This window comes from Mycolicibacterium cosmeticum (assembly GCF_000613185.1).
In the GTDB taxonomy this organism is placed as follows: domain Bacteria; phylum Actinomycetota; class Actinomycetes; order Mycobacteriales; family Mycobacteriaceae; genus Mycobacterium; species Mycobacterium cosmeticum.
Window position 1 is genome coordinate 2152781 of the sequence record NZ_CCBB010000003.1, and the last position, 26493, is coordinate 2179273.

General features: G+C 68.6%; 26 protein-coding genes. 13 read left to right on the forward strand and 13 right to left on the reverse strand.

All coding sequences use genetic code 11. From position 1 onward, the window contains the following. Nucleotides 1-162 precede the first annotated feature (162 nt). The 6 genes from yajC (at nucleotide 163) to BN977_RS29725 (ending at nucleotide 8251) form a co-directional block, all read left to right on the forward strand. Entirely contained in the window at nucleotides 163-537 is a 375-nt protein-coding gene (gene yajC / locus BN977_RS29700; RefSeq protein WP_036403625.1) for a preprotein translocase subunit YajC, read from the forward strand. Between the two features lie 81 nt (nucleotides 538-618). After that, nucleotides 619-2433, forward strand: a complete 1815-nt coding sequence (gene secD, locus BN977_RS29705) for a protein translocase subunit SecD (protein ID WP_036403627.1) — start codon at nucleotides 619-621, stop codon at nucleotides 2431-2433. A 3-nt stretch (nucleotides 2434-2436) separates the two neighbouring features. Beyond that, entirely contained in the window at nucleotides 2437-3690 is a 1254-nt protein-coding gene (secF, locus tag BN977_RS29710; RefSeq protein ID WP_036403630.1) for a protein translocase subunit SecF, read from the forward strand. Then, entirely contained in the window at nucleotides 3690-5336 is a 1647-nt protein-coding gene (locus tag BN977_RS29715; protein ID WP_036403633.1) for an ABC transporter substrate-binding protein, read from the forward strand. The genes secF and BN977_RS29715 overlap by 1 nt, the downstream gene beginning before the upstream one ends. Before the next feature lie 12 nt (nucleotides 5337-5348). Further along, nucleotides 5349-5873 (forward strand): adenine phosphoribosyltransferase, encoded by a 525-nt coding sequence (locus BN977_RS29720; RefSeq protein WP_036403635.1) that lies wholly within the window; start codon nucleotides 5349-5351, stop codon nucleotides 5871-5873. 38 nt (nucleotides 5874-5911) lie between these two features. After that, nucleotides 5912-8251, forward strand: a complete 2340-nt coding sequence (locus tag BN977_RS29725; protein ID WP_036404903.1) for a RelA/SpoT family protein — start codon at nucleotides 5912-5914, stop codon at nucleotides 8249-8251. Nucleotides 8252-8284: 33 nt separating this feature from the next. Here the strand turns inward: BN977_RS29725 and BN977_RS29730 are convergent, their stop codons facing one another. After that, nucleotides 8285-9487, reverse strand: coding sequence for an MFS transporter (locus tag BN977_RS29730; RefSeq protein WP_036403637.1), 1203 nt, complete (start codon nucleotides 9485-9487; stop codon nucleotides 8285-8287). Between the two features lie 117 nt (nucleotides 9488-9604). Between BN977_RS29730 and BN977_RS29735 the strand changes: the two genes are divergently transcribed. Then, entirely contained in the window at nucleotides 9605-9889 is a 285-nt protein-coding gene (locus BN977_RS29735; RefSeq protein WP_036403639.1) for a DUF4333 domain-containing protein, read from the forward strand. Here BN977_RS29735 and BN977_RS29740 read toward each other — a convergent pair. From BN977_RS29740 to BN977_RS29750, 3 genes are all read right to left on the reverse strand, one after another. Beyond that, entirely contained in the window at nucleotides 9886-10659 is a 774-nt protein-coding gene (locus tag BN977_RS29740; RefSeq protein WP_024452909.1) for an HAD-IIA family hydrolase, read from the reverse strand. The genes BN977_RS29735 and BN977_RS29740 overlap by 4 nt on opposite strands. Before the next feature lie 117 nt (nucleotides 10660-10776). Continuing rightward, nucleotides 10777-11769: a peptidylprolyl isomerase gene (locus BN977_RS29745; protein WP_036403642.1), complete on the reverse strand. Its 993-nt coding sequence runs from the start codon at nucleotides 11767-11769 to the stop codon at nucleotides 10777-10779. A gap of 4 nt (nucleotides 11770-11773) precedes the next feature. Further along, the gene (locus BN977_RS29750) at nucleotides 11774-12649 is read right to left on the reverse strand and encodes a peptidylprolyl isomerase (RefSeq protein ID WP_036403644.1); all 876 of its coding nucleotides are present in this window, start codon (nucleotides 12647-12649) and stop codon (nucleotides 11774-11776) included. A gap of 111 nt (nucleotides 12650-12760) precedes the next feature. Between BN977_RS29750 and BN977_RS29755 the strand changes: the two genes are divergently transcribed. Continuing rightward, nucleotides 12761-13426 carry an MBL fold metallo-hydrolase gene (locus tag BN977_RS29755; RefSeq protein WP_024452906.1) on the forward strand — a complete coding sequence of 222 codons (666 nt, stop codon included), beginning with the start codon at nucleotides 12761-12763 and terminating at the stop codon, nucleotides 13424-13426. A gap of 9 nt (nucleotides 13427-13435) precedes the next feature. Continuing rightward, complete coding sequence (gene hisS, locus BN977_RS29760) at nucleotides 13436-14695, forward strand: histidine--tRNA ligase (protein ID WP_036404906.1); 1260 nt, start codon at nucleotides 13436-13438, stop codon at nucleotides 14693-14695. Here hisS and BN977_RS33410 read toward each other — a convergent pair. Continuing rightward, the gene (locus tag BN977_RS33410; protein ID WP_234709688.1) at nucleotides 14692-15222 is read right to left on the reverse strand and encodes a hypothetical protein; all 531 of its coding nucleotides are present in this window, start codon (nucleotides 15220-15222) and stop codon (nucleotides 14692-14694) included. The genes hisS and BN977_RS33410 overlap by 4 nt on opposite strands. A gap of 23 nt (nucleotides 15223-15245) precedes the next feature. Between BN977_RS33410 and dtd the strand changes: the two genes are divergently transcribed. Further along, nucleotides 15246-15677, forward strand: a complete 432-nt coding sequence (gene dtd / locus BN977_RS29770) for a D-aminoacyl-tRNA deacylase (protein WP_024452903.1) — start codon at nucleotides 15246-15248, stop codon at nucleotides 15675-15677. A 32-nt stretch (nucleotides 15678-15709) separates the two neighbouring features. Here the strand turns inward: dtd and urtE are convergent, their stop codons facing one another. Genes urtE through urtA form a run of 5 tightly spaced genes read right to left on the reverse strand, consistent with a single transcriptional unit; the run spans nucleotide 15710 to nucleotide 20514 of the window. After that, a complete protein-coding gene (gene urtE, locus BN977_RS29775; RefSeq protein WP_024452902.1) occupies nucleotides 15710-16402 on the reverse strand; it encodes an urea ABC transporter ATP-binding subunit UrtE in 693 nt (230 codons plus the stop codon). Then, nucleotides 16402-17205, reverse strand: a complete 804-nt coding sequence (gene urtD, locus BN977_RS29780) for an urea ABC transporter ATP-binding protein UrtD (RefSeq protein ID WP_036403647.1) — start codon at nucleotides 17203-17205, stop codon at nucleotides 16402-16404. The genes urtE and urtD overlap by 1 nt, the downstream gene beginning before the upstream one ends. Continuing rightward, a complete protein-coding gene (gene urtC, locus BN977_RS29785; protein ID WP_234709689.1) occupies nucleotides 17202-18332 on the reverse strand; it encodes an urea ABC transporter permease subunit UrtC in 1131 nt (376 codons plus the stop codon). The genes urtD and urtC overlap by 4 nt, the downstream gene beginning before the upstream one ends. Next, nucleotides 18329-19213, reverse strand: coding sequence for an urea ABC transporter permease subunit UrtB (gene urtB / locus BN977_RS29790; RefSeq protein ID WP_024452899.1), 885 nt, complete (start codon nucleotides 19211-19213; stop codon nucleotides 18329-18331). The genes urtC and urtB overlap by 4 nt, the downstream gene beginning before the upstream one ends. Nucleotides 19214-19230: 17 nt before the next feature. Continuing rightward, entirely contained in the window at nucleotides 19231-20514 is a 1284-nt protein-coding gene (gene urtA / locus BN977_RS29795) for an urea ABC transporter substrate-binding protein (RefSeq protein WP_036403652.1), read from the reverse strand. Between the two features lie 232 nt (nucleotides 20515-20746). Between urtA and BN977_RS29800 the strand changes: the two genes are divergently transcribed. The 3 genes from BN977_RS29800 (at nucleotide 20747) to BN977_RS29810 (ending at nucleotide 23391) form a co-directional block, all read left to right on the forward strand. Next, the gene (locus BN977_RS29800) at nucleotides 20747-21178 is read left to right on the forward strand and encodes an Rv2576c family protein (protein WP_191262667.1); all 432 of its coding nucleotides are present in this window, start codon (nucleotides 20747-20749) and stop codon (nucleotides 21176-21178) included. Between the two features lie 97 nt (nucleotides 21179-21275). Next, on the forward strand, nucleotides 21276-22328 hold the full coding sequence (locus BN977_RS29805) for a class I SAM-dependent methyltransferase (protein WP_036403657.1): 1053 nt from the start codon (nucleotides 21276-21278) through the stop codon (nucleotides 22326-22328). A 43-nt stretch (nucleotides 22329-22371) separates the two neighbouring features. Beyond that, nucleotides 22372-23391 carry an Rv2578c family radical SAM protein gene (locus BN977_RS29810; protein ID WP_024452895.1) on the forward strand — a complete coding sequence of 340 codons (1020 nt, stop codon included), beginning with the start codon at nucleotides 22372-22374 and terminating at the stop codon, nucleotides 23389-23391. Nucleotides 23392-23400: 9 nt separating this feature from the next. On the opposite strand, the gene BN977_RS29815 is transcribed toward BN977_RS29810, so the two are convergent. The 3 genes from BN977_RS29815 to BN977_RS29825 all read right to left on the reverse strand — a co-directional run bounded on the left by BN977_RS29815 (nucleotide 23401) and on the right by BN977_RS29825 (nucleotide 26430). Next, nucleotides 23401-24651, reverse strand: a complete 1251-nt coding sequence (locus BN977_RS29815; protein WP_036403659.1) for an acyl-CoA dehydrogenase family protein — start codon at nucleotides 24649-24651, stop codon at nucleotides 23401-23403. After that, on the reverse strand, nucleotides 24648-25784 hold the full coding sequence (locus BN977_RS29820) for an acyl-CoA dehydrogenase family protein (protein WP_036403661.1): 1137 nt from the start codon (nucleotides 25782-25784) through the stop codon (nucleotides 24648-24650). Before BN977_RS29820 ends, BN977_RS29815 begins: the two co-directional genes overlap by 4 nt. Before the next feature lie 88 nt (nucleotides 25785-25872). Beyond that, nucleotides 25873-26430, reverse strand: a complete 558-nt coding sequence (locus tag BN977_RS29825; RefSeq protein WP_234709732.1) for a TetR/AcrR family transcriptional regulator — start codon at nucleotides 26428-26430, stop codon at nucleotides 25873-25875. Between the last annotated feature and the right edge of the window lie 63 nt (nucleotides 26431-26493).

Sequence of the window (26493 nt, forward strand, 5' to 3'; positions counted from 1 at the left end):
GAATACATCCTGGGGGCGGATCCCCGCCCACCCGGAACTCGCCGCCGGCTCCGGGGCGGATCGGCGGGCAACCAGGGTGATGGCACACTGGTCTGCGACGAGGCACCGCGACCGAGTTCGCACCGCCATGCCCGCGTAACAACCACGAAAGACAGCCGTCCCATGGATTTGGTCGTATTCCTGCCGCTCATCATCATCATGGGCGCGTTCATGTTCTTCGCCTCGCGCCGCCAGAAGAAGGCCATGCAGGCCACCATCGACCTGCACGAATCGCTGCGGATCGGCGACCGCATCCACACCACCTCGGGCCTGCAGGGCACCATCACCGGCATCACCGACGACAACGTCGAACTGGAGATCGCGCCGGGAGTCATCACCACGTGGATGAAGCTCGCGGTCCGCGACCGCATCGAGGACACCGCCGACGACGACGCGGTCGATGACTCCGCCGACGACAGCGAGGTGGGCTACGCCGACGAGCAGTCCGGTGCCGTGGAACTCACGGATCGTCCGGCGCCCAAGACTGACGGCAACTGACCGCAACCGGTTCAGGCTGACCGCGTACCCTCCCGGTAACGCTCGTACTGTGTAGACCCCTTCCAAGGAGACCCAACAACCGTGGCATCGACTTCGGCGCCGGTGCATCCTGCCCGCTACCTGGCGCTCTTTCTGATCCTTCTGGTCGGCGTCTACCTTCTCGTCTTTCTCACCGGTGACAAGCAGGCCAAGCCCAAGCTGGGCATCGACCTGCAGGGCGGCACCCGCGTCACGCTGACCGCCCGCACCCCGGACGGCTCCCGGCCGACCCGGGAATCGCTGATGCAAGCGCAGGAGATCATCAGCTCCCGTGTGAACGGGCTCGGCGTGTCCGGATCCGAGGTCGTCATCGACGGGGACAACCTGGTCATCACCGTGCCGGGTAGCGATGGCAGCGAAGCCCGCAACCTCGGCCAGACCGCACGCCTCTACATCCGCCCGGTGATCCACGCGATCCCCGCGCAGGGACAGGGGCAGCAGCCGCCGCAGGGCGCCCCGGGCGCCCCACCGGGGGCGCCACCCGGCTTGCCGCCGGGTGGGCCGCCACTGCTGGCGCCCGCCGAGCCGGAGGCGCCGATCAAACCACCCACGCAGCCGGGAGCGCAGACCCCGGCGCCGCCGGCCGCACCCGCCCCGCCGGCCCAACCCCGGCCGTACCCGCAGGAGCCCGCCCCGACGCCGCCGCCGGCGCCCGGCACCCCCGCACCCGGCGCGCCCGCTCCCGGCGCACCGGCGCCCGCACCCGGTGCACCGGCGCCCGCGCCGCCGGGCGCCCCGGATGCCAAAGCCGATCTGGCCCAGCGCATCTCGGACGAAAAGCAGCTGCGGCAGAGCACCGATCAGAGCATCCAGCTGCTGGCACTGCAGTTCCAGGCCACCCGCTGCAACGACGAGGACGTACTCGCCGGCAACGACGACCCGAACCTGCCCCTGGTGACCTGCTCGACCGACCACTCCACGGTCTACCTGCTGGACAAGTCGATCATGAGCGGTGAGCAGATCGAGAGCGCCAGCTCGGGCCTGGACCAGCAGCGCGGCGACTACGTCGTCGACCTGCAGTTCAAGAGTGAGGGCGCCAAGATCTGGGCGGACTTCACCGCCGCCAACGTCGGCACCCAGACCGCGTTCACGCTGGACTCGCAGGTGGTCAGCGCCCCGGAGATCCAGGAGGCGATTCCCGGCGGCCGCACCCAGATCACCGGGCGGTTCACCCAGGACTCGGCGCGTGAGCTGGCCAACGTGCTCAAGTACGGTTCGCTGCCGCTGTCGTTCGAATCGTCGGAGGCCGAAACCGTTTCGGCCACACTCGGATTGACCTCATTGCGGGCCGGCCTGATCGCCGGAGCGGTCGGTCTGGCGCTGGTGCTGGCCTACGCACTGCTGTATTACCGCGTGCTGGGGCTGTTGACGGCGCTGTCCTTGGTGGCGTCCGGGGCCATGGTGTTCGCGCTGCTGGTGTTGCTGGGCAGATACATCAACTACACCCTGGATCTGGCCGGTATCGCCGGTCTGATCATCGGCATCGGCACCACCGCCGACTCGTTCGTGGTGTTCTTCGAACGCATCAAGGACGAGATCCGGGAGGGCCGGTCCTACCGGTCGGCGGTGCCCCGCGGCTGGGCCCGCGCCCGCAAGACCATCCTTTCGGGTAACGCGGTGACGTTCCTGGCCGCGGCGGTGCTCTACGTGCTGGCGGTCGGTCAGGTCAAGGGCTTCGCGTTCACCCTCGGCCTGACGACCATCCTCGACGTGCTGGTGGTCTTCCTGGTCACGTGGCCGCTGGTGTACCTGTCGACCAAATCCGCGACGCTGTCCAAGCCGGCGTTCAACGGCCTCGGCGCGGTCCAGCAGATCGCTCGCGAGCGGCGTGCCGCGCACACCACGGGACGGGGATGACAGATGGCTGCCAAACACAGCACTGACAGCAGCGACGTGGAGACCGGCGCCGTCGAGGCGCCGGCCCTGGACGCGGCCGAATCGTCGAACCTGCCGCACCACAGCTTCTTCGTCCGGCTCTACACGGGCACCGGTGCCTTCGAGGTCATCGGCAAGCGCAAGATGTGGTTCATCATCAGCGGCCTCATCGTCGCCGTCGCGCTCGCCGCGATCCTGCTGCGCGGCTTCACCTTCGGCATCGACTTCGAGGGCGGCACCAAGGTGTCCATGCCCGTCGACGGCGCCAAGGGACAGGCGACCGCCGAGCAGGTCGAAACGGTGTACGGCAAGGCGCTGGGCCACGCCCCGGAATCGGTGGTGCTCGTCGGCAACGGCGCGTCGGCCACCGTGCAGATCCGCACCGAGACGCTGAGCAATGCCGACACCGAGAAGCTGCGGGTGGCGCTGTTCGACGCGTTCGAGCCCAAGGGTTCCGACGGCAAGCCCAGCAAGCAGGCCATCAGTGATTCGGCCGTGTCGTCGACCTGGGGCGGCCAGATCACCAAGAAGGCGCTGATCGCGCTGGTGGTGTTCCTGGTGATCGTCTCCATCTACATCACCGTGCGCTACGAGAGGTACATGGCCATCTCGGCGCTGGCGGCCATGTTCTTCGACATCATCGTCACCGCGGGCGTGTACGCGCTGGTCGGTTTCGAGGTCACACCGGCCACCGTCATCGGTCTGCTCACCATCCTGGGCTTCTCGATCTACGACACCGTCATCGTGTTCGACAAGGTCGAGGAGAACACCCACGGGTTCGAGCACACCACCCGGCGCACGTTCGCCGAGCAGGCCAACCTCGCGGTGAACCAGACCTTCATGCGGTCGATCAACACCAGCCTCATCTCGCTGCTGCCGATCCTCGCCCTCATCGTGGTGGCGGTCTGGCTGCTCGGTGTCGGCACGCTGAAGGACCTGGCGCTGGTGCAGCTGGTCGGCATCATCGTCGGTACCTACTCGTCGATCTACTTCGCCACCCCGCTGCTGGTGACGATGCGGGAGCGCACCGATCTGGTGCGCACCCACACCAGGCGCGTGCTGCGCCGGCGTGCCGCGGCCGCCGGTGGTGGGCCCGCCAAGGGTGTCGTCGAGGACTCCGTCAGCGCCGTCGAGGACGCCGACGACACGGCCACCGTGACCACCCCGGCACCGGACAAGCCCGTTCCCGGGGCACGTCCGGCCCGGCCGAACCGACCGTCGGGCAAGCGGCGTCGCTAGTGCGTGGGCGGGCGATCACCCGGACCGGTGCGGCGCTGGCCGCGCTGACGCTGGTGGCATCCGCATGCTCGAGCGGGTCCGATCACGTCATCGACTACGCCGTCGACGGCACGCTGATCACCTACAACACCAACACGGTGGCCGGTGCGGCCTCGGGAGGACCGCAGGCCTTCGCGCGTGTGCTCACCGGTTTCACCTACCGGGGGCCCGACGGGCAGATCATCGGCGACCGCGACTACGGCAGCGTCGCGGTGGTGGGCCGGGCGCCGCTGGTGCTGGACTACGAGATCAACGCCAACGCGGTGTACTCCGACGGCAAACCGATCACCTGCGATGACATGGTGCTGGCCTGGGCCGCACAGTCCGGGCGCAATCCCGGCTTCGACGCCGCCAGCACCGCGGGGTACCGCGACGTCGCCACGGTGGACTGTGCCCCGGGCCAGAAGAAGGCCAGGGTCACGTTCGCACCGGACCGCGGCGTCCTCGACTACGGTCAACTGTTCGGCGCCACGTCGTTGATGCCCTCGCATGTGATCGCCGATCAGCTCGGCCTCGGCGACGGTGCGGTCACCACCGCCCTGCAGACCGGGGACGCCCCGCTGATCGACCGGATAGCGCAGACCTGGAACACGCTGTGGAACCTCGGGCCCGATATCGACCGCAAGCGCTTCCCGTCGTCGGGTCCGTACCAGATCGAGTCGGTGACCAAGGACGGTGCGGTGGTGCTCACCGCCAACGACAAGTGGTGGGGTGCCAAACCGCTCGCGCAGCGGGTGACGGTGTGGCCCAGGGGTGCCGACATCCAGGACCGGGTCAACCGCGGGGAGTTCGACATCGTCGACATCGCCGCCGGGTCGTCGGGAACGCTGAACCTGCCCGCCGGGTACAGCCGCGCCGACAGCGCGTCGGCCGGGATCGAGCAGTTGATCTTCTCGGCGCAGGGACCGATGGCCGCCCCGCCGGCCCGGCGTGCGCTGGCGCTGTGCACCCCGCGCGACACCATCGCCCGCAATGCCGGGGTGCAGATTGCCAACGCCCGGCTCAGCCCGACCGCCGACGACGCGCTCTCGGCGGCCGAAAGCGCTGGGGAGGCAGGTCAATTCGCGGTGGCCAACGCCGACGCGGCCCGGGCCGCGCTGAACAACCAGCCGCTCACGGTGCGGATCGGCTACCAGAGCCCCAACGCCCGCCTGGCCGCGACGGTCGGCGCGATCGCGCAGTCCTGCGCGGCGGCCGGGATCACCGTCACCGACGCATCCGGCGCCTCGGTGGGCCCGCAGAGCTTGCGGGACAACAACATCGACGTGCTGATCGGTAGCACCGGTGGCGCCGTCGGCAGTGGATCCACCGGATCGTCGGCGCTGGACGCCTACGATCTGCGGTTCGGCAACGGCAACAATCTGTCCGGGTATGCCAACGGGCGTATCGACGGGATCATCGACGCACTGGCGGTGACCGCCGATCCCAAGGAGCTGAGCCGGCTGCTCGGCGAGGCCGGCCCGATCCTGTGGGGCGATATCCCGACCCTGCCGCTGTACCGTCAACAGCGCACGCTGCTCACGTCGAAGCGGGTGTCGGCGGTGCAGTCCAATCCGACCCGATGGGGCGCCGGCTGGAACATGGACCGCTGGGTCCTGGGAGGATGAAAACGGTGAGCCATGTCTGACGCCGCGGCCGTGATCGCCGAGTTGACCCGCAACGTCGCCGACTTCCCACAGCCGGGCATCCAATTCAAGGACCTCACCCCGGTGCTGGCCGATGCGCGCGGGCTGGCCGTGGTCACCGACGCGCTGGCCGAGGCGGCCGACGGCGCCGACCTGATCGCCGGTATCGACGCCCGCGGATTCCTGCTCGGTGCCGCGGTGGCGCTGAAGCTGGGTACCGGCGTGCTGGCGGTGCGCAAGGGCGGGAAGCTACCGCCGCCGGTGCACGCCGAGCGCTACGACCTGGAGTACGGTTCGGCCACCCTGGAGATTCCGGCCGACGGTATCGACATGACCGGCCGGCGCGTGCTGGTGATCGACGACGTGCTGGCGACCGGCGGGACGCTGGCCGCGGCGGCCCGGCTGCTGGAACGCAGCGGGGCGCACGTCACCGGGGCCGCGGTGGTGCTGGAACTCTCGGGGCTCGATGGACGTTGCGCGGTACAGCCGTTGAGGGTCACCAGCCTGACCACGGTGTGAACGGCGTGAGGGATATCCTTTAACTCCAGGAGGTGAACATGGCCGACGAACCCGTCACGGGGCAGACCGTCGCGGTCCCGCCACAGCCGGGGGACACCGCGGCGCTGGACACCTCCAAGATCAGTGCCTCACGCCGGGTGCGGGCCCGGCTGGCCCGCCGGATGACCGCGCAGCGCAGCCTGGTGAACCCGGTGCTGGAGCCGCTGGTCGCCGTGCACCGGGAGTTCCACCCGAAGGCCGACCTGGCAATCCTGCAGCGCGCCTACGATGTCGCCGAGCAGCGGCACGCCAGCCAGATGCGAAAGTCCGGCGACCCGTACATCACCCACCCGCTGGCCGTGGCGAACATCCTGGCCGAGCTCGGCATGGACACCACCACGCTGGTGGCCGCGCTGTTGCACGACACCGTGGAGGACACCGGCTACTCGCTGGAGGCGCTGACCGCCGACTTCGGCAGTGAGGTCGGCCATCTCGTCGACGGGGTGACCAAGCTGGACAAGGTGGCGCTGGGCACCGCCGCCGAGGGCGAGACCATCCGGAAGATGATCATCGCGATGGCCCGTGACCCGCGGGTGCTGGTGATCAAGGTCGCCGACCGGCTGCACAACATGCGCACGATGCGTTTCCTGCCGCCGGAGAAGCAGGCGCGCAAGGCCCGCGAGACGTTGGAAGTCATTGCCCCCCTTGCTCATCGACTGGGCATGGCCACGGTGAAATGGGAACTGGAGGATCTGTCGTTCGCGATCCTGCATCCCAAGCGCTACGAGGAGATCGTCCGGCTGGTGGCCGACCGGGCACCGTCGCGGGACACCTACCTGGCCAAGGTGCGGGCCGAGATCGGCGCGGCGCTGAGCGCGATGAAGATCAGCGCGAAGGTCGAGGGCCGGCCCAAGCACTACTGGTCGATCTACCAGAAGATGATCGTCAAGGGCCGCGACTTCGACGATATCCACGACCTGGTGGGTGTGCGGATCCTGTGCGACGACATGCGTGACTGTTACGCGGCCGTCGGGGTGGTGCACTCGCTGTGGCAGCCGATGGCGGGCCGGTTCAAGGACTACATCGCCCAGCCGCGCTACGGGGTGTACCAGTCGCTGCACACCACGGTGGTCGGCCCGGAGGGCAAGCCGCTGGAGGTGCAGATCCGCACCAACGAGATGCACGACACCGCGGAGTTCGGTATCGCGGCGCACTGGCGGTACAAGGAGGCCAAGGGCCGCAACGGTTTACCGGCCGGCCACACCGCCGCCGAGATCGACGAGATGGCCTGGATGCGCCAACTCCTGGACTGGCAGCGGGAAGCCGCGGACCCGGGGGAGTTCCTGGAGTCGCTGCGCTACGACCTGGCCGTCCAGGAGATCTTCGTGTTCACCCCGAAGGGGGACGTCGTCACACTGCCCACCGGGTCCACCCCGGTGGACTTCGCCTACGCGGTGCACACCGAGGTCGGGCACCGCTGCATCGGTGCGCGGGTCAACGGCCGGCTGGTGGCGCTGGAACGCAAGCTCGAAAACGGGGACCAGGTCGAGGTTTTCACCTCCAAGGCCACCACGGCGGGTCCGTCGCGGGACTGGCAGACGTTCGTGGTGTCCCCGCGCGCCAAGGCCAAGATCCGGCAGTGGTTCGCCAAGGAACGCCGCGAGGAGGCACTGGAGGCCGGTAAGGACGCCATCGCCCGCGAGGTGCGCCGCGGCGGACTTCCGTTGCAGCGCCTGCTCAATGCCGAGTCGATGACGGCGCTGGCGCGCGAGCTGCACTACGCCGACGTGTCGGCGCTGTACACCGCCGTCGGTGAGGGCCACATCTCGGCGCGGCACGTGGTGCAACGCCTGGTGGCCCAGCTGGGCGGCGACGACGAGGCCGAGGACGAGATCGCCGAGCGGTCCACGCCGGCCACCATGCCGGTGCGGCAGCGCACCTCCGACGACGTCGGCGTCTCGGTGCCGGGCGCGGTCGGGGTGCTGACCAAACTGGCCAAGTGCTGCACGCCGGTGCCCGGCGACAGCATCCTCGGGTTCGTCACTCGCGGCGGCGGGGTGAGCGTGCACCGCACCGACTGCACCAATGCGGCGTCGCTGCAGCAGCAGTCCGAGCGCATCATCGAGGTGCACTGGGCGCCGTCACCGTCGTCGGTGTTCCTGGTGGCCATCCAGGTGGAGGCGCTCGACCGGCACCGGCTGCTGTCCGATGTCACCCGGGTGCTCGCCGACGAGAAGGTGAACATCCTGTCGGCGTCGGTGACGACGTCCAACGACCGGGTGGCGATCAGCCGGTTCACCTTCGAGATGGGCGATCCCAAGCACCTGGGTCACGTGCTGAACGTGGTGCGCAACGTGGAGGGTGTGTACGACGTCTACCGGGTGACGTCAGCGGCCTGAGCCGCAATCAAGCCTGAGCGGCGTGAGCCGCAATCAAGCCTGAGCGGCGCGACGGGTGCTCCATGCACCGACCCCCGCGGCCCCCAGGCAGGCCAGCGCCACCGCGCCGGCGAACCACGGGAAGACCGCGTGCAGCTCCCACTGCGTGGCGGCCCAGCCGGCGACGATGGTGGGCACCGCCATGGCGGTGTAGGCGAGCAGATAGAACGCCGACATCGTCTCGCCGCGGCGGTCGGCGGGCACCACGTCGGACAGGTGGCGCAGGGAGCCGCCGAACCCGAGTCCGAAGGTGGCGCCCAGCAATGCGGCGGCGGCGAACACCAGCCATTGGTTGTGGGTGGCCAGCACCGGGATGGTGACCAGCAGGGCCACCGCCATCCCGATATCCCCGTAGATGGCGGCCCGGTGGGCGGGCACCCGGGTGGACCACAGCTGGGCCAGCGCGGCCGCGAACGCCGTGGTGCCCACCACGATGCCGCCGAACACCAGGTTGTGCACGTGGGTCTGCTGGGCGGCCAGCGACGGGTAGAGCGAGAGCAGCACGCCGAGCACCGACCAGGAGGCGGCCGCACCCAGGGCGGCGAACCAGAAGTCGCCGCGGATGTGTGCGGGCACGGCGGGCCGGGCGATCCGGATGGGGCCGCGGGTGCGGGCTTGGTGCGGTTCGCGCAGGGCGACCACGCCGATGCCGACCACGGCGACGATGGCCGCCACCACCGCGTACGGCGTGCGCATGGGGTGCGGGGCGTACTGGGCCAGGATGGCCGAGCCCACGATGGCGACCGTCATGCCGATGTTGAACGCGACGCCGGACAGCTGACCGGAGCGCACCCGGTGGTGCGGCCGCAGATCCAGCAGTGCCGCGGCACCGGCGACCACGATGGACCCGACGGCCGCGCCGTGGATGACGCGGGCGAGCAGCAGCATGCCCATGCTGTCGGCGATCAGGAACACCCCGAGGCCGACGATCATGGCGACCAGCGCGCCGAGCAGCACCGGTTTGCGGCCGATCGCGTCGGAGATCCGGCCCGACACCAGCACGGCGCCGAGGGCGGCAAGCGCGTAGACGGCGAAGATGATCGTGGTGGCCAGCGGGGTGAGGTGCCAGACCTTCTCGTACATCCCGTACAGCGGCGCGGGGACGCCGGAGACACCCAGGGCGACGCCGCTCAGCACCAACAGCAGGGTGTAGGCACCCCGCTGAACCTCGACGGGGGCGGCCACGTCAGCCGTCACGTTGTCTCCTCACCCGGGTGTGGTTTCGACACAAGTTCTCCTGGCAACGCCCGCCGCGGCCGCGATCATCTCAACACGGCGGGTGACACGGGTCTCACCGGCTGCGATACTGCGACGATGCGTGCAGCCCTCGCAGTCGTCGTCGCCGGCCTGGCCGTTCTGCTGGCCGGTTGCGGCGCCACCATCAAGCCCGAGGGCGCCGCCGAGCAGGTGGTCAAGGTGGTGTCCAAGACCGGGTTCAAGCCGACCGACGTGAGCTGCCCGTCCGGTGTCAAAGCGGAGGTCGGGACCGAGTTCGACTGCCATTTCACCGGGCCCGACGGCTACTACACGGCCCATCTGAAGATCACCAAGGTCAACGGCGACGACGTCGAGTTCTACATCCAGTCCAAGCGCAACTAGATCAGCTCGATCGCCTCGGCGATGGACGGCAGCACCCGGCCCGGCCGGAACGGATAGCTGGTGATGTCGGCCTCGGTGGTGGAGCCGGTGAGCACCAGGATGGTGTCCAGGCCGGCTTCGATACCGGCGACCACATCGGTGTCCATCCGGTCGCCGACCATGACCGTCGTCTCGGAGTGCGCCGCGATGCGGTTGAGCGCGCTGCGGAACATCATCGGGTTCGGCTTGCCGACGAAATACGGCTCCCGTCCGGTGGCCTTGGTGATCATGGCCGCCACCGAACCGGTGGCCGGCAGCGGGCCCTGCGCGGACGGGCCGGTCACGTCGGGATTGGTGGCGATGAACCGGGCGCCGTCCCCGATGAGGCGGACGGCCTTGGTGATCGCCTCGAACGAGTACGTCCGGGTCTCACCGAGCACGACGAAATCGGGCTCGGTGTCGGTCAGGGTGTAGCCGATCTCGTGGAGCGCGGTGGTGAGGCCGGCCTCGCCGATGACGTATGCCGAGCCGCCGGACAGCTGGTCGTCCAGGAACGCCGCGGTGGCCAGCGCCGAGGTCCAGATGGCTTCCTCGGGCACGCTCAGTCCGGACCGGCTGAGCCGGGCGGCCAGATCGCGCGGGGTGAAGATCGAGTTGTTGGTCAGCACCAGGAACGGCCGGTCCTTCTCGGTGAGCCGGGCCAGGAACTCGGCGGCACCGGGCAAGGCGTGCTCCTCGCGCACCAGGACGCCGTCCATGTCGGTCAGCCAGCACTGCGCGGGCAGTCGCATCCGTGTCGACGCGTCGGCGGCAGCCGTAGTGGGCATGAGAATGGTTCTCCCGGTTGATGTTTCACTCGTAACGTCGGATGACGGGACGGTCCGGACACCAGCCTAGTCGCCGTCGCGCTACTGCACCCGCACTGTCGAGATGTTCACCGGGTCGGCCGGCTTGCCGTCGTCCCCGCCGCCGCCGACACCGCCGGCGGCGATCTGATCGAGCACCGCCAGTCCCGTCTCGTCGACGGTGCCGAACGCGGTGTAGGTGGGCGGCAGCTGCGAGTCCCGGTAGACCAGGAAGAACTGGCTGCCGTTGGTGCCGGGCCCGGAATTGGCCATCGCGAGCGTGCCGCGCGGATAGATCACCGGTGTCTTCACGGCCGGATCGGTCAGCCGGTACTGGTTGGTCGGGTACTCGTTGGGGAACTGGTAGCCGGGACCGCCCTTGCCGGTGCCGGTCGGGTCACCGCACTGCAGCACGCTCAGGTCGCTGCCGGTGGTCAGCCGGTGGCACGGCGTCCCGTCGAAGAAGCCCTGCGCGGCCAGGCTGGCGAAATTGTTCACCGTGCACGGTGCCTTGGCGTTGTCGAGTTCGACCGGAATGGCGCCGCGGTCGGTGGCGATCACGCCGGCCACCGTCGCGGGGGCGGTCGGCACCTTGCCCATCCGCGGCGGGGTCACCGGCCGGGCGGCCTTCTCGGTGGTGGGCAGGTACTGGCAGTTGCCACCCAGGTTCACCGGCGGCTTGAACGACGGCAGCGGGTTGCCGGCCGCTGGTGTGGCGGGGTTGACGGGATCCCAGTCGTAGCGGTCCAGCCCGTTGCGGAAGTCCTCCAGCACCAGCCGGGTGAGCACGATGCCGACCACCAGCGCCAGGGTGCCCAGCACCGTCACCACGTAGCCGATGATCAGGCCGGCCAGCGCCATGCCGCGGCCCTCCTCGCCGGTGCGCTTGATCTGCGACAGGGAGATGTGGCCGAACACGATGCCCAGCGGGGCGATCAGGAACGCACAGACGAGCGAGGCGATCGCCAGCGCGTTGGTGGGCCGGCCGGGCGGCGGGGGATACCCGGGCGGCGGGTAGCCGACCGGAGGTGGGCCGTACGGCGGGGGAACCGTCACCGACTCAGTCCAGCTGGATCGACTTCACCGTGACCTCTTGTGCGGGCTTGCCGTCCTGGCCTCCGCCCGCGACACCGGCCTTGGCGATCTTGTCCAGCGTCTCCAGGCCGGTCTTGTCGATGGTGCCGAACACGGTGTAGTTCGGCGGCAGCTGCGAATCCTGGTAGACGAGGAAGAACTGGCTGCCGTTGGTGCCCGGCCCGGCGTTGGCCATGGCCAACGTGCCGCGCGGGTAGAGCACCGGCTGCTGCAGCGCCGGGTTGTCGGGCTGGTACTGGTTGGTCGGGTACTCGTTGGCGAACTGGTAGCCCGGGCCGCCGGTGCCGGTGCCGGTCGGGTCACCGCACTGCAGCACCGCGAGCCCGCCGGTGGTCAGCCGGTGGCATTGCGTGTCGTTGAAGTAACCCTGCTGGGCCAGGCTGGCGAAGCTGTTGACCGTGCAGGGAGCCTTGGCGTTGTCCAGCTGCAGGCCGATATTGCCCTGGTTGGTCGCCATGCTGACGCTGATCTGCGGCGGGTCCGTCGGCACCTTGCCCGTCCGCGGCGGGTTGACCTTCTTGCTGGCGGCTTCGGTGGTCGCCGGGTACTGGCAGTTGGAGCCGAGGTCGGCGGGTGCGGCGAAGGCGGGCAGCTTGCCGTCGGCGGCCGGCTGCGGTGCGCCGGAGGTGGACGAACTGGGCGAGGCCGACGCCGTCGCGCTGCCGGAATCCTTGTTGGTGTAGATGACGGTGAACACCGCGGCGCCGGCAACCACGATCACGCCGACCACCGAGGCGATGATGGTGAAGAGCCGCCGCCTGCGGGCCTGTGCCGCCCGGCGCTCCAGCTGCCGGTCGAGCTTGCGCTTGGCCGTTTCCCGTCGCTGTTTGTTGGTCGGCACCGCCGCTGTCCTCCTACGTCAGGGTCATACTCGGCACCGAGTGTGCCAGGCGTTACTGGATGCGCGTGCCGCGACCCGCGGTCGCCCGAACGCGCATGGGAAAATGGCGCGGTGTTGATCACCGGATTCCCGGCCGGCGTGCTGGCGTGCAATTGCTACGTCATCGCGCCGCACGACGGTGCCGACGCGATCATCGTCGATCCGGGGCAGCGGGCCTCCGGACCGTTGCAGCGGATCCTGGACCGGCACCGGCTCACCCCGGCGGCGGTGCTGCTCACCCACGGGCACATCGACCACATGTGGTCGGCGCAGAAGGTGGCCGACACCTACGGCTGCCCGGTGTTCATCCATCCCGAGGACCGCGCGATGCTGACCGATCCGATCATGGACCTCGGTTCGGGACTCATGATGGGGATCGGGAAGCGGCTGGTGGGCGCGTTCTTCACCGAGCCCAAACAGGTGGTCGAACTCACCGGCGACGGCGAACTGCTCGACCTCGGTGGCATCCCCGTCACCGTCGACCACACGCCCGGGCACACGCCCGGGTCGGTGGTGTTCCGCATCGGCCAGAGCGCCTTCACCGGGGACACCCTGTTCAAGGGCGCGATCGGCCGCAGCGACCTGCTGGGCGGCAGCGGCCGGGCGCTGCTGACGTCCATCGTCAACAAATTGTTGGTGCTCGACGACGACACCGTGGTACTACCTGGGCACGGCCCGAAGTCCACCATCGGCATCGAGCGCCGCACCAACCCCTTTCTCGAAGGTCTGACCCTGTGAGTGAACGCCGTGCCTGAATTCAAAGCACCCAAAGGGGTGCCCGACTACCTTCCGCCGGACTCCGCGCAGTTCGTCGCGGTTCGCGACGGCCTGCTCGGCGCCGCCCGGCGAGCCGGCTACGGCGATATCGAGTTGCCGATCTTCGAGGACACCTCGTTGTTCGCCCGCGGCGTCGGGGAATCCACCGACGTGGTGAGCAAGGAGATGTACACGTTCGCCGACCGCGGTGAGCGGTCGGTGACGCTGCGTCCGGAGGGCACCGCGGGTGTCATGCGTGCGGTCATCGAGCACGGTCTGGACCGCGGTCAGCTGCCGGTGAAACTGTGCTACGCCGGGCCGTTCTTCCGGTACGAGCGCCCGCAGGCCGGCAGGTACCGCCAGCTGCAGCAGGTCGGCGTCGAGGCCATCGGCATCGACGACCCGGCGCTGGATGCCGAGGTGATCGCCATCGCCGATGCCGGGTTCCGCTCGCTGGGGCTGGACGGTTTCCGGTTGGAGATCACCTCGCTGGGCGACGACACCTGCCGGCCGCAGTACCGGGAGTTGTTGCAGGAGTTCCTGTTCAAGCTCGACCTCGACGAAGAGACCCGGCGCCGTGCCGAGATCAACCCGTTGCGCGTGCTCGACGACAAGCGCCCCGCCGTGCGGGAGATGACCGCCGATGCGCCGCTGATGCTCGACCACCTCTCCGATGTGGCCAAGGCCCACTTCGAGACGGTGCTGGCGCACCTGGATGCGCTCGGCGTGCCCTATGTGGTCAATCCCCGGATGGTGCGCGGCCTGGACTACTACACCAAGACGACGTTCGAGTTCGTGCACGACGGGCTGGGTGCCCAGTCCGGGATCGGTGGCGGTGGGCGTTACGACGGGCTGATGCGCCAGCTCGGCGGGCAGGACCTGTCCGGTATCGGCTTCGGTCTCGGCGTGGACCGCACCCTGCTGGCGCTGCGGGCCGAAGGCAAGACGGTCGGTGCGGCCGGTCGCGTCGACGTGTACGGGGTGCCGTTGGGGGAGGCGGCCAAGCTCGAACTGGCCAAGATCGCCGCGGCCTTGCGCGCCGCGGGCGCCCGGGTCGACCTGGCCTACGGTGATCGCAGCCTCAAGGGTGCGATGAAGGGTGCCGACCGCTCCGGGGCGCGCCTGGCCCTGGTGGCCGGTGACCGCGATATCGAGGCGGGGACGATCGGCGTGAAGGATCTGTCCAACGGCGAGCAGACCGATGTCCCGGCCGCGGATGTGGTGTCCGAGGTGCTGGCCCGGCTGGGCTAGCGTGCGGCGATGGCCGCGGTGAGCACCTGGTCCAGGTTACCGATACCTCCGCCGAACGGGTTGCCGCGCTTGAGGATCCGGGTTCCCGACGGGGTGACCGCGACCAGCATCGCCGAGCTCGAGGCGACCTGCATCCGGCGTTCGATCCGCACCTGGTCCAGCGCCACCACCGATCCTCGGGTCCCGCCCCGGTAGGTACCACGAGCCCGGTCGAACACCGCGACGGGCGTGAAGGTGTTCAGCGGCGCGGCGCGGCGCCGCCGGATCGACCGGACCAGGAACACCACCTCGGTCCCGAAGGCCAGACCCAGGCCCAGAAAACCGATGCCCACGCCGACGGGCAACTCGGGGGTGAACAACGCCACCACCCCGAAGCCGGCGCACACCAGCGCCAGTACCGCCACCACGAACGTCGCGATCTCCGTCGCGCCGCCGCCGCGGTCGATCACCAGAACCTCGGGACCGCGTTCGGCGATCACCAGCCCACCGTGCTCGGCCAGCACCCGTGGCTGCGGCGGTTCGGTCATCACCACACTCTAGGGTCGGGTTCATGCGAGTTCTGGTGCAACGGGTGACTTCGGCCCGGGTGGTGGTCGACGGCGAGACCGTCGGGCGGATCGAGCCCGACGGGCAGGGCCTGCTGGCACTCGTCGGCATCACGCATACCGACGATGCCGCTCTCGCGGCGAAGATGGCCGAAAAGCTGTGGCGGCTGAGGATTCTCGATGACGAGTTGGCGGCCGCCGATGTCGGCGCACCGATCCTGGTGGTCAGTCAGTTCACCCTGTATGCCAACACGGTGAAGGGGCGCAGGCCGTCGTGGAACGCCGCGGCGCCCCGCCCGGTCGCCGAACCGCTGGTCGACGCCTTCGCCGGTGCGCTGCGCAACCTCGGCGCGACGGTCGCCACCGGCGTGTTCGGGGCCGACATGGCGGTGGAACTGGTGAACGACGGACCGGTGACGGTGCTGCTGGAATTGTGACCGACGGGTAGATGGCGACGACGGCGGTGCCGTCAGATGGCAAGCGCCTCGCGGACCTGCGCCTCCGAGGCCGACCCGCCGGTCCCCGACGAGGTGACCCGCCCGGATTCCAGGATGTAGTACTGCTGTGCGGATTCCAGTGCGAAGCCGATGTGCTGCTCGACCAGCAGCACGCCCAGGTCACCCCGGTTGGTCAGGGCGGTGATGGCGGCCTCGATCTCGGCGACCACCGATGGCTGGATACCTTCGGTGGGTTCGTCGAGGATCAGGCATTTCGGGCCGGTGATCAGCGCGCGGGCGATGGCCAGCTGTTGGCGCTGCCCGCCGGAGAGCAACCCGGCCCGCCGGGTGAGCAGCTCCTTGAGCGCGGGGAACAGGTCCAGTTGTTCGTCGATGAGCGCTTTGGCGTTCTTGCGGCCATCGGCGACGACTTGCAGATTCTCCGCCGTGGTCAGCTGCCCGAACGACTGCTGCCCCTGTGGCACGTAGGCAAGGCCCCGGGCCACCCGCGCGCTGGGCCGCAGTTTGGTGATGTCGGCGCCGTCGAAAAGAACTTTGCCCGCAGTGCATTTCAGCAGACCCACCGCCGCCCGCAACAGGGTGGTCTTGCCTGCGCCGTTGTGGCCCATGACCGCGGCCACGCCGTCCGACGGCACCTCCAGGCTGACGCCGTGGATGACCTCGGAGCGGCCGTAACCACTGCGCACATCGACCAGTTGGAGCATCAGACCTCCTCGGAGTTTCCGGCCGCCGCGGTGCCGAGGTAGACCTCCTGGACCTTCGGGTTGGCCTGCACCTCGGCCACCGAACCCTCGGCGATCACCTGGCCGCGGGCCAGCACCGTCACCGAGGTCGCGAAGGCCCGCATGAAGTCCATGTCGTGCTCGACGACCACCACGGTGCGTTCACTACCGATGCGCCGCAACAGGTTTCCGGTCTCTTCTCGTTCCTCGTGGCTCATGCCCGCCACCGGCTCGTCGAGCAGCAGCACGTCGGCGTTCTGCACCAGCAGCATGCCGATCTCCAACCACTGCTTCTGGCCGTGCGCCAGCACGCCGGCGGGTTTGTCGGCCAGCGCCGACAGACCCGTCGTCTCCAGGGCCTCCTCGATCGAGGGCAGCACGCCCGAGCGTCGCCGCAACAACGTCCACGGCGAGCGGCCGGCGCCGGCCGCGATGTCCAGGTTCTGCAGCACGGTCAGCTGTTCGAAGACGGTGGCGGTCTGGAAGGTGCGGCCCACACCCTGGCGTGCGATCTGGTGCACCTTGCGGCCCAACAACTCCTTGCCGGACTTGCTCACCGACCCGGTGGCCGCGACCAGGCCGGTGATCGCGTCGATCACCGTCGTCTTTCCGGCCCCGTTGGGGCCGATCAGGAATCGCAGGTCGCCCTGGAACAGGGTCAGGTCGACATCGCTGACGGCCTTGAAGCCGTCGAAATCGACGGTCAGGCCCCGCACTTCGAGGTATTGCGTGCCCATGCCGACGTTGCCGCCGGCCACCGGCTGCGTGGTCTCGGCCTCGGTCATGTGGTGCTGCCCACCTTCTCGGGTTCTGGGTCCGGGTCCGGCGCGGCCTGGGGTTCCGCTTTGGTGCGTCGCCGTTTGAGGAACACCCCGAGCCCGGCCAGGCCGGCCGGGAAGAACCCGACGACCACGATGAACAGCAGGCCCTGGGCGTAGGTCCACGCCGACGGGAACTGTTCGGAGAAGGCGGTTTGCGCCCATGCGACGCCGATGGCGCCGAGCACCGGGCCCAACAGGGTGGTGCGGCCGCCGATCGCGACACCGATCAGGAAGGCGATGGACGGCACGATGCCGACCTGCGCGGGGGTGATGAATCCGATGATCGGCGCGAACAGGGCGCCGGCGATGCTCGCGAACAGCGCCGCCGTCGTGTAGGCCACCACCTTGATGTTGGCGGGGTCGTAACCCAAGAACCGCACCCGCTCCTCACCGTCGCGGACGGCCACCAGCAGTTCGCCGTACCGGCTCTGCATCAGCTGGCGCACCACGGCCACCACGACCAGCAGGACCCCTGCCGCGATGAAATACAGCATCTGCCGGTTGACCGGGTCGGACAACCGGAAGCCGAAGAAGGTCCGGAAACCGTTGAGCCCGTTGCTGCCGCCCAGGGTGGCCTGCCCCACGAGCAGGATGGCCAGCGCGGCCGCCAAGGCCTGGGACAGGATCGCGAAGTAGGCACCCTTGACCCGGCGCTTGAACACGCCGAGCCCGAGCAGGGCGGCGATCGCCGTCGGCACGATGACGATCGCCAGCAAGGTGAAGGCGGGGGAGGCGAACGGCTCCCAGTAGGCGGGCAGTTTCGGGATGCCGGCGATCTGCATGAAGTCCGGCACCGCCTGCTTGCGGATCTCGGCGTCGGCGATCTTGAGGTGCATGCCCATCATGTAGGCGCCCAGGCCGAAGAACACGCCCTGACCGAGCGTGAGCATTCCGCCACGGCCCCAGGCCAATCCGATACCCGCGGCGACGATGGCGTAACACAGGTACTGGCCGAGCAGGCCCAGCCGGAAACTGGACAGCACCGCAGGGGCGACGCCGAACAGCACCACTGCGGCCACCGCGAAACCGGCCCAGGTCTGCCAGCGGCCGACCCAGGCCGTTCGTGCTCCCCGCGTCCGCATCGCCCTCATACGAGACTCCTTGTCCGCACGGTGAACAGGCCCTGCGGCCGCGCCTGCAGGAAGACCACGATGATGACGAATACGATCACCTTCGCCAGCGATGCGGTGGTGCTGTACTCGATGAAGGAGTTGAGCAAGCCGAGGCCGAACGCGGCGATCACGGTGCCCTTGATCTGGCCGAGGCCGCCGACGACGACCACCAGGAACGCGTCGATCAGATAACTCTGACCGGTGGTGGGACTGGTTGAGCCGATCAGCGTCAGCGCCACCCCGGCCACCCCGGCCAGCCCCGAGCCGATGAAGAACGTGGTGATATCCGTTCTGCGCGAAGAGATCCCGCTGGTCTCGGCGAGGTCCCGGTTCTGCACGACGGCCCTGATCCGGCGGCCCATCGGGCTGGCCTTGAGCACGACGGCCAGCACCGTCACACACAGCACGGCCAGCACCAGGATGAAGATGCGGGTCTTCGGGACGACGGCGCCGAGAATCTCGATGCCGCCGGACAGCCAGGCCGGTGCGGTGACGTTGACCGCCGGTGCGCCGAAGATGTCGCGGGCCACCTGCTGCAGGATCAGGCCGACGCCGAAGGTGACCAGCAGCGTGTCCAGCGGGCGGTGGTACATCCGCTGGATCAGCGTCATCTCCAGCAGCACGCCCAGCAGGCCACCGACACCGAAGCCGACCACGAGTGAGATGAGCAGGGACGCACCGGCGTTGGCGATCAGCTGCTGCACCAGGTAGGCGGTGTAGCAGCCGGCCATGATGAATTCGCCGTGCGCCATGTTGATGACGCCCATCTGACCGAAGGTCAGCGACAGACCCAGCGCGGCGAGCAACAGGATCGAGCCGAGGCTCAATCCTGTTGCCAGCTGTCCGATCAGGACATCCACGTGTCAGTTACCCGTCGTCAGCCCGACAGGCCGGCGGCCCACGGGTAGGACTTCAGGTACGGGTCCGGGGTGATCGGGCCCTTGGACTCCCAGATCGTGTAGATCAGCCCGTCGGGATGGATCTCGCCGATGCGGGCGGTCTTGGTGATGTGGTGGTTCTCGCCGTCGATGGTGACCAGGCCCTCCGGGGCGTCGAAGGTGACCCCGCCGGCATTGTCCTGAATGGCCTTGGTGTCGAAGGCTTTCGCCTTCTCGGCGGTGTTCTTCCACAGGTACACCGAGACGTAGGCGGCCTCCATCGGGTCCGAGGTCGGCTTGTTCGCGCCGTAGGCCTTCTTGTAGGCGGCGACGAACGCCTTGTTCACCGGGTTGTCCACCGTCTGGTAGTAGTTCCATGCGGTGAGCTGGCCGGCGATGTTCTGTGCGCCGATCCCGGTGACCTCTTCCTCGGCGATGGACACCGACACCACCGGCATCTTCTGCGCGGTCAACCCGGCATTGGTGTACTCCTTGAAGAACGCCACGTTGGAGTCGCCGTTGAGGGTGTTGAACACCGCCCCGGCGCCCGAGGCGCGCACCTTGTTGACGATGGTGGAGAAATCGGTGGAGCCCAGCGGGGTGTAGTCCTCACCCTTGATCTCGATACCATTGGCGCCGGCGTAGGCCTTGATGATGCGGTTGGCGGTCTGCGGGAAGACGTAGTCACTGCCCACCAGGTAGAGCGACTTGACGCCCTTCTCCTTCAGGTAGTCCAGCGCCGGCACGATCTGCTGGTTGGTGGTGGCACCGGTGTAGAAGATGTTCTTGCTGGACTCCAGGCCCTCGTATTGCACCGGGTAGTAGAGCAGCGAGTCGTTGCTCTCGAAGACGGGGAGCATGGCCTTGCGGCTGGACGAGGTCCACCCGCCGAACACCGCGGCGACGCAGTCGTCCTTGATCAGCTTCTCGGCCTTCTGGGCGAACACCGCCGGATCCGATGCGCCGTCCTCACCGACAATCTGGATCTGCTTACCCAGCACCCCGCCTTTGGCGTTGATCTCGTCGACGGCCAGTTTGATGGCGTCGCGCACCGTCACCTCGGAGATCGCCATGGTGCCCGACAGTGAGTTCAGCGAGCCGACCTTGATGGTGGAGCCCGAGGTGTCCACACAGGACGCGGCCGCGGCCGCGGCCGTGCTGTCGCTCTCGCTGGCCTTGCTGCCACATCCGGCCAACACCAGGGCGGCCGCGGCGACCATACTCCCGGCTGCCAGGACGGACCTGTTGGCGCCTCTGCTGAGGGCGGGGCGTCGAAGTCGCATCTATTGCCTTTCCGTCGATTTCGCGTCGTGCGAGGGAATCGGGGAGAAATCGGTCACACGGGGACGTGTGTCGAATCGGCACGTTAGAGCTGGCAAGTTTCTGTGAAATTTCTGTATGTGACGAACAAATTAACCTGTTGGTCGATCGGTATTGGTCCGTTGTTCGCCGGCGCCGCCGAGGCGCGGATCCGGCCGGTGTAACGATCGGGTAGCGTCCGGCGATGTGACGGACATGCGAAAAGGTATGAGCAAGGTCGGGGCGACGGTTTCAGCGGTGCTGGTTTCGGGAGCGGCGCTCGCGCTGGGAACCGGCGTGGCCCAGGCCGAGCCGGCTGCGGGTCACCAAGTTCGCTACACGCTGACGTCGACGGCCCCGTACGACTTCCAGGTGCTGTATCTGACGGCCCAGCCGGCCGACAAGGCGGCGTACAACGCCGACGCGTACTCGTATGTGAAGCGCGAGACCATCAACGTCGCGCCGGACCGGCCCTTCGTCTTCGAGACCACGCTGGCCGATCCGCAGTGGGCGATCCTGCAGGTGAGCAGCACCACCAAGGGTGGTGTCGGCGCGCCGAACCCGCATTGTGAGGTCGCCGTGGACAACCAGGTCATCGTCGCGCAGGACGCGCCGTACAGCGTGGTGTGCCAGGGCTCGCAGTGGTAACTGCGCATTGAGCGAAATCTTTGCTCGAACTGCTCCGTCGGGGCACGCACGCGCGTAGCTTCGAAGGCGTCCATACCCATGGGCGAAGGAGCCGGCGATGGCCATCGACGAAGACAAACTCCAGGCGTTCCTGGGCCGGGCGATCGGTGATCTGGGTGCGGCGATGAGTGCCACGCTCGTTCTCATCGGGGATGAGCTCGGGCTTTACCGGGCACTCGCACGGGGACGGTTGACGGCCGGCGAGCTGGCCGCGGAAACCAGCACCGACGAACGGTACGTGCGGGAGTGGCTGGCCAATCAGGCCGCAGGCGGCTACGTCGAGTACGACGAATCCGGCGACCGCTATCACCTGAGCGAGGAACAGGCGCTGTGCCTGGCCGATCCGAACGGTCCGGTGGACCTGCCCGGTGGCTATGCGGTGGTGGAGGACCTCTTCCATGTGAAGGCGCGGGCGGTGCAGAACTTCCGCACCGGCGCGGGCATGGAATGGGGTGAGCACGATCCGTGCCTGTTCCGCGGCACCGAGCGTTTCTTCCGGGCCGGGTACCAGGCCAGCCTGCTGGACTCCTGGTTGCCCGCCCTGGACGGCGTCGTCGACAAGCTGACCGCCGGCGCCACCGTCGCCGACGTCGGCTGCGGGCACGGTGTCACCACAATCCTGATGGCGCAAGCCTTTCCGGCATCACGGTTCGTCGGCGTCGACTACCACGACGCGTCGATCGAGACGGCGCGCGAGCACGCGACGCAGGCGGGGTTGACCAACGTCACCTTCGAGGTGGCGGATGCGACGACCTACGGCGGTGCGGACTACGACCTGATCGCCTTCTTCGACTGTCTGCACGATATGGCCGATCCGGGCGGAGCGGCCCGGCATGCCCGCCAGGCGCTCGGACCGGACGGGCACTGCCTGCTCGTGGAGCCGTTCGCCGGTGACAGCGTCGCCGACAACCTCAACCCGGTCGGCCGGGTGTTCTACGGGGCGTCCTCGATGATCTGTGTCCCGGTGTCGCTGGCCCAGCACGGCCCGGCCCTGGGCGCGCAGGCCGGCGAGCGCCGGCTCAGGGAGGTGATGGTCGCCGACGGCGGCTTCACCCGGTTCCGGCGCGCCACCGAGACCCCGTTCAACCTGGTGTTCGAGGCGAGGCCGTAGCCGCCGCTTGACAATTCGTATCGAACAGTTGTTCGATATACCCATGCGGTGGGACGGGCAAAGCGTACGCGTCGATGACGGCGCCCTGCCCGGCCTGCAGCGCCTGGGGTTCGTCCGCAGCGTGCGCACCCCGCAGTTCGAGGGCATGACGTTTCACGAGGTGCTGTGCAAATCGGCGCTGAACAAGGTGCCCGATGCGTCGATGCTGCCGTTCCGCTACACCGTCAACGGGTACCGCGGGTGCTCACACGCCTGCCGCTACTGCTTCGCCAGGCCCACACACGAATACCTGGATTTCGATCCCGGTGCCGATTTCGACTCACAGGTCGTGGTGAAGACCAATGTCGTCGACGTCCTGGAACGTGAATTGGCCCGGCGGTCGTGGACGCGGGAGACGGTGGCACTGGGCACCAACACCGACCCGTATCAGCGGGCCGAGGGGCGGTACGCGTTGATGCCGGGCATCCTGCGGGCCCTGACGGCCTCCGGCACACCGTTCTCGATCCTCACCAAAGGCACCCTGTTGCGGCGGGACCTGCCGCTGATTTCCGAAGCGGCACAGACCGTTCCGGTGAGCGTGTCGATCTCGTTGGCGATCGGGGACCCCGACCTGCACCGCGAGGTGGAGCCGGGCACCCCGTCGCCGCAGGCGCGGCTCGGGCTGATCAGCGCGATCCGCGAGGCCGGGCTGAACTGCCATGTGATGGTGGCCCCGGTGCTGCCGCGGCTGACCGATTCCACCGAGCACCTGGACGACCTGCTCGGCCGGATCGCGGCGGCCGGCGCCACCGGGGTGACGGTGTTCGGCCTGCACCTGCGCGGCTCCACCCGTGGCTGGTTCATGCAGTGGCTGCAGGCCACGCATCCCGAACTCGTCTTCGAATACCGGCGGTTGTACCGGCGCGGCGCCTACCTGCCCGCCGACTACCGCGATGAACTCCGTACCCGGGTGGCGCCGTTGGTGGCCCGGTACGGCCTGACTGGGCGCGCAACGCCGCCCATGGCGGGCGCCGGTGCCGTTTCCTCCGAAGTCGCGGCACCGGCGCACCCCACCTTGTTCTGAGACGGGTTGCTAGCGACCGCGTTTCACCTGATTGAACGGCACCCCCCGGTCGGCGGCGTATTCACGCGGGAAGCCGAGCACCCGCTCGGCGATGACGTTGCGGGCCATCTCCGAACTGCCGCCGCCCAGCGAACCGGTCTGCCGGGACAGATACCGCACACCGATGTCCAGCAGCCCCGACCCGTCGTCCACCACCCCGGCCGTCCCGGCGATGGCCAACGCGGTGTCCACCTCGAGCTCGGTGGTCTCGGCGTGGAACAGCCGGATCAGCGTGCCGGCGTTGGGTGGCAGGCCGCCGTCGGCGATGGACGCCGAGACATGGTCGATCAGTTGCTCTTTGACGATGCGCCGGGCCAGGGCGCGTCCGGCGAGATCCTGTACCCGCGGATCGGACCCCTGGCCGGTTGCCTCGGCCAGGCCGATGTGGTCGGGCGGCATCTCGCTGGCGTTCTCGGCCCCGGTGCCACTGGCGAACTCGGATCCGCCCCCGACCGCGCGCCGTTCGTGGTGTAGCTGCCGGGTGGCCACCGTCCAGCCGTCGTTGACGGCGCCTACCACGGCGTCGTCGTCGAGCACCAGACCGTCGAAGAACTCTTCGCAGAACTCCTCGTTACCGTTGATCTCCTTGATGCGGCGCATCGTGATGCCCGGCGCGGCCAGCGGTACCAGGAACATGGTGAGGCCCTCGTGTTTGGGCACGGTCCAGTCGGTGCGGGCCAGCATCAGGCCGTAGTCGGCGGCGAACGCGCTGGTGCTCCAGGTCTTGGCGCCGTTGATGATCCACGTGTCGCCGACCCGGTCGGCGCGGGTGATGACACCCGCCAGGTCCGAGCCGCCGTTGGGTTCGGACAGCAACTGGCACAGCACCTCCTCACCGCGGATGGCCGCCGCGATGCGTGACCGTTTCTGCTCCTCGCTCCCGACGTCCAGGATGGTGGCCGCACAGATGGTGAACGACGGGGTGTTCAGGATCAGCGGCATCTCGTAGTTTCGGCATTCGACGTTGAACGCCTTCTGGTACGCGAGATCCAGGCCGAGGCCGCCGTATTCGCGGGGGAAGCAGATACCGGCGAAGCCGCCGGCGTACAGGCGCTGCTGCAGATCCTTGGCTCGATCCCAGGACTGCTGATCGGCGCGCACCATGAAGGGCGGATGGTCGGGATCGATGGGCGGCATGTTCTGTGCCAGCCAGGTTTTGGCGCGTGCGGCGAAGTCGGCCACCGACTCGTCGGTGCCGGTGGAGACGGCGGCGTCGGTCATGCGGGCACCTTTCGGCTCATGGCGTAGACGGCGCGGTGGTGGTCCTCGGGTGAGCCGTACATGGCCCGGTTGAGCACCGCCCGCCGCAGGTACAGATGCAGATCGTGTTCCCAGGTGACTCCGATGCCGCCGTGCAGTTGCACGCAGTCCTGCAGCATCACCGGAGCCCGTTCGGCGACATAGGCTTTGGCGACACTCACCAGCAGCGGAGCGTCCGTCGAACGGGCGCCGACGGCGGCTGCCGCACCGGCGGTGGTCGCCCGGCAGGCCTCGAACCACATCTTCATGTCGGCGTACCGGTGCTTGAGCGCCTGGTAGGACGCCAGCGGCCGGCCGAAGCTGTGCCGGTCGAGCAGCCACTGACGGGTGAAGGCCAGCACCGTGTCGAGGATCCCGACGGTCTCGGCGCATTGCAGCAGCAGCGCGATCTGGCGCTGGCGTTCGAGCACCGCGGCGGTCTGCTCGGCACTGCCCACCACCGCCGACGCGTCGATCTGCACCCCGTCGAAGCGCACGCGGGCGTGCTTCTTCACCAGGTCGACCGTCCGCTGCTCCGTCACGTCGACGCCCGGGATGCCGGCCGGGACCAGGAATTGCCGTGGCGTTCCGTCGCAGTCGGCGACCACCAGGAACACATCGGCCCGATCGCCGGCCTCGACACGGTCCTTCACCCCGTCGATGCGGTAACCGTTCGGGGTGCGGGTTGCGGTGGTACGGGGCGAAGTCGGATCGAACGGACGGCCCGGTTCGTACGTGGCCCAGGAGCCCACCGACCGGCCGGCGACGAGCGCTTCGATGGTCTCCTCGTGGCCGCCGGGGGTGTCTGCCAGACCGGCGAGCACCACGCTGACCGGGTGCAGGGGGCCGGGTGCGACGGTGCGTCCGGCTTGCTCGGCGATGAGCGCCAGGTCGGCCACCCCGTCACCGGACACGCTTCCGCCGCCCAGGTCTTCGGGGACCAGCAGGCCGGACCAGCCCAGTTCGGCGGCTCGCTGCCACCACGCCGATTCGAACGAGGCGTCGCGGGCGTGCAGGTCGCGCACGACGCCCAGCGACGCCTCCTTCTCCAGGAATGCCTGCGCGGTCGTGGCGAACAGCATCTGCTCGGGCACGTCGAGGATGCGTAAGGGCATACCCGCCTCCTGGAAATCTCATTACCGAATGACGGTAATGAAGTTACCACCTCACTGCGACGGAGGACACCATCGCGATCGACGCAGGTCAATCCGTGCCGCGCAGGCTGCGGACGCAGAAGGTGAAGATGTGCTCCCCGGTGATCGGGGTGCCGTTGAGTTCGGCGCCCAGGACCCGCAACCGCAAGGCCCCCAGCGCCACCTGCATGATCAGGGTGGCGGTGACATCGGTGTCCGCATCCGCCCGGAACACGCCCTCGGCGACACCGCGATCGATGATGTCGGCGATCAGCGTGTGCAGCGGGCTGAGCACCCGCGCGTACTCCCGCGGCAGGCTCTCGGCCAGGTGATCGTTGTAGAACGTCAACCCACGATTGATGCTGTCCTGCTTGCTCGACGCCGCCGGCACACTGATCGCGTCGACCAGGGCCCGCAACGCCGCGGCCGCGTCCAGGTCGTCGGTGTCGGCGCGCCAGCGGGCGGCCGACTCGGACATGATGGTGTCCACGAGTGCCAGCAGGAGTTCGTCCTTGGTGGAGAAGTGTTGGTAGAACGACCGCAACGAGGTCTTGGACCGCTCGACGACCTCCAGGACGGTGAAGTCGGTCCGGCCCGTCTCGCCGAGAATCGCCAGCGCCGACCTCATGAAGCGGGCAGGGCGGGATTCGGGTTCGGGGGAGTCGGCCACCGAGATCACCTTCCTCGAACA

What these genes read in the sequence shown, in the direction of transcription:
- yajC (WP_036403625.1), top strand. Translation starts at nt 163, where the DNA reads ATGGATTTGGTCGTATTCCTGCCGCTCATCATCATCATGGGCGCGTTC.
- secF (WP_036403630.1), top strand. Translation starts at nt 2,437, where the DNA reads ATGGCTGCCAAACACAGCACTGACAGCAGCGACGTGGAGACCGGCGCC.
- BN977_RS29720 (WP_036403635.1), top strand. Translation starts at nt 5,349, where the DNA reads ATGTCTGACGCCGCGGCCGTGATCGCCGAGTTGACCCGCAACGTCGCC.
- BN977_RS29725 (WP_036404903.1), top strand. Translation starts at nt 5,912, where the DNA reads ATGGCCGACGAACCCGTCACGGGGCAGACCGTCGCGGTCCCGCCACAG.
- BN977_RS29735 (WP_036403639.1), top strand. Translation starts at nt 9,605, where the DNA reads ATGCGTGCAGCCCTCGCAGTCGTCGTCGCCGGCCTGGCCGTTCTGCTG.
- BN977_RS29740 (WP_024452909.1), bottom strand. Translation starts at nt 10,659, where the DNA reads ATGCGACTGCCCGCGCAGTGCTGGCTGACCGACATGGACGGCGTCCTG.
- BN977_RS33410 (WP_234709688.1), bottom strand. Translation starts at nt 15,222, where the DNA reads ATGACCGAACCGCCGCAGCCACGGGTGCTGGCCGAGCACGGTGGGCTG.
- dtd (WP_024452903.1), top strand. Translation starts at nt 15,246, where the DNA reads ATGCGAGTTCTGGTGCAACGGGTGACTTCGGCCCGGGTGGTGGTCGAC.
- urtE (WP_024452902.1), bottom strand. Translation starts at nt 16,402, where the DNA reads ATGCTCCAACTGGTCGATGTGCGCAGTGGTTACGGCCGCTCCGAGGTC.
- urtD (WP_036403647.1), bottom strand. Translation starts at nt 17,205, where the DNA reads ATGACCGAGGCCGAGACCACGCAGCCGGTGGCCGGCGGCAACGTCGGC.
- urtC (WP_234709689.1), bottom strand. Translation starts at nt 18,332, where the DNA reads ATGAGGGCGATGCGGACGCGGGGAGCACGAACGGCCTGGGTCGGCCGC.
- urtA (WP_036403652.1), bottom strand. Translation starts at nt 20,514, where the DNA reads ATGCGACTTCGACGCCCCGCCCTCAGCAGAGGCGCCAACAGGTCCGTC.
- BN977_RS29800 (WP_191262667.1), top strand. Translation starts at nt 20,747, where the DNA reads ATGCGAAAAGGTATGAGCAAGGTCGGGGCGACGGTTTCAGCGGTGCTG.
- BN977_RS29805 (WP_036403657.1), top strand. Translation starts at nt 21,276, where the DNA reads ATGGCCATCGACGAAGACAAACTCCAGGCGTTCCTGGGCCGGGCGATC.
- BN977_RS29810 (WP_024452895.1), top strand. Translation starts at nt 22,372, where the DNA reads ATGCGGTGGGACGGGCAAAGCGTACGCGTCGATGACGGCGCCCTGCCC.
- BN977_RS29815 (WP_036403659.1), bottom strand. Translation starts at nt 24,651, where the DNA reads ATGACCGACGCCGCCGTCTCCACCGGCACCGACGAGTCGGTGGCCGAC.
- BN977_RS29820 (WP_036403661.1), bottom strand. Translation starts at nt 25,784, where the DNA reads ATGCCCTTACGCATCCTCGACGTGCCCGAGCAGATGCTGTTCGCCACG.
- BN977_RS29825 (WP_234709732.1), bottom strand. Translation starts at nt 26,430, where the DNA reads ATGAGGTCGGCGCTGGCGATTCTCGGCGAGACGGGCCGGACCGACTTC.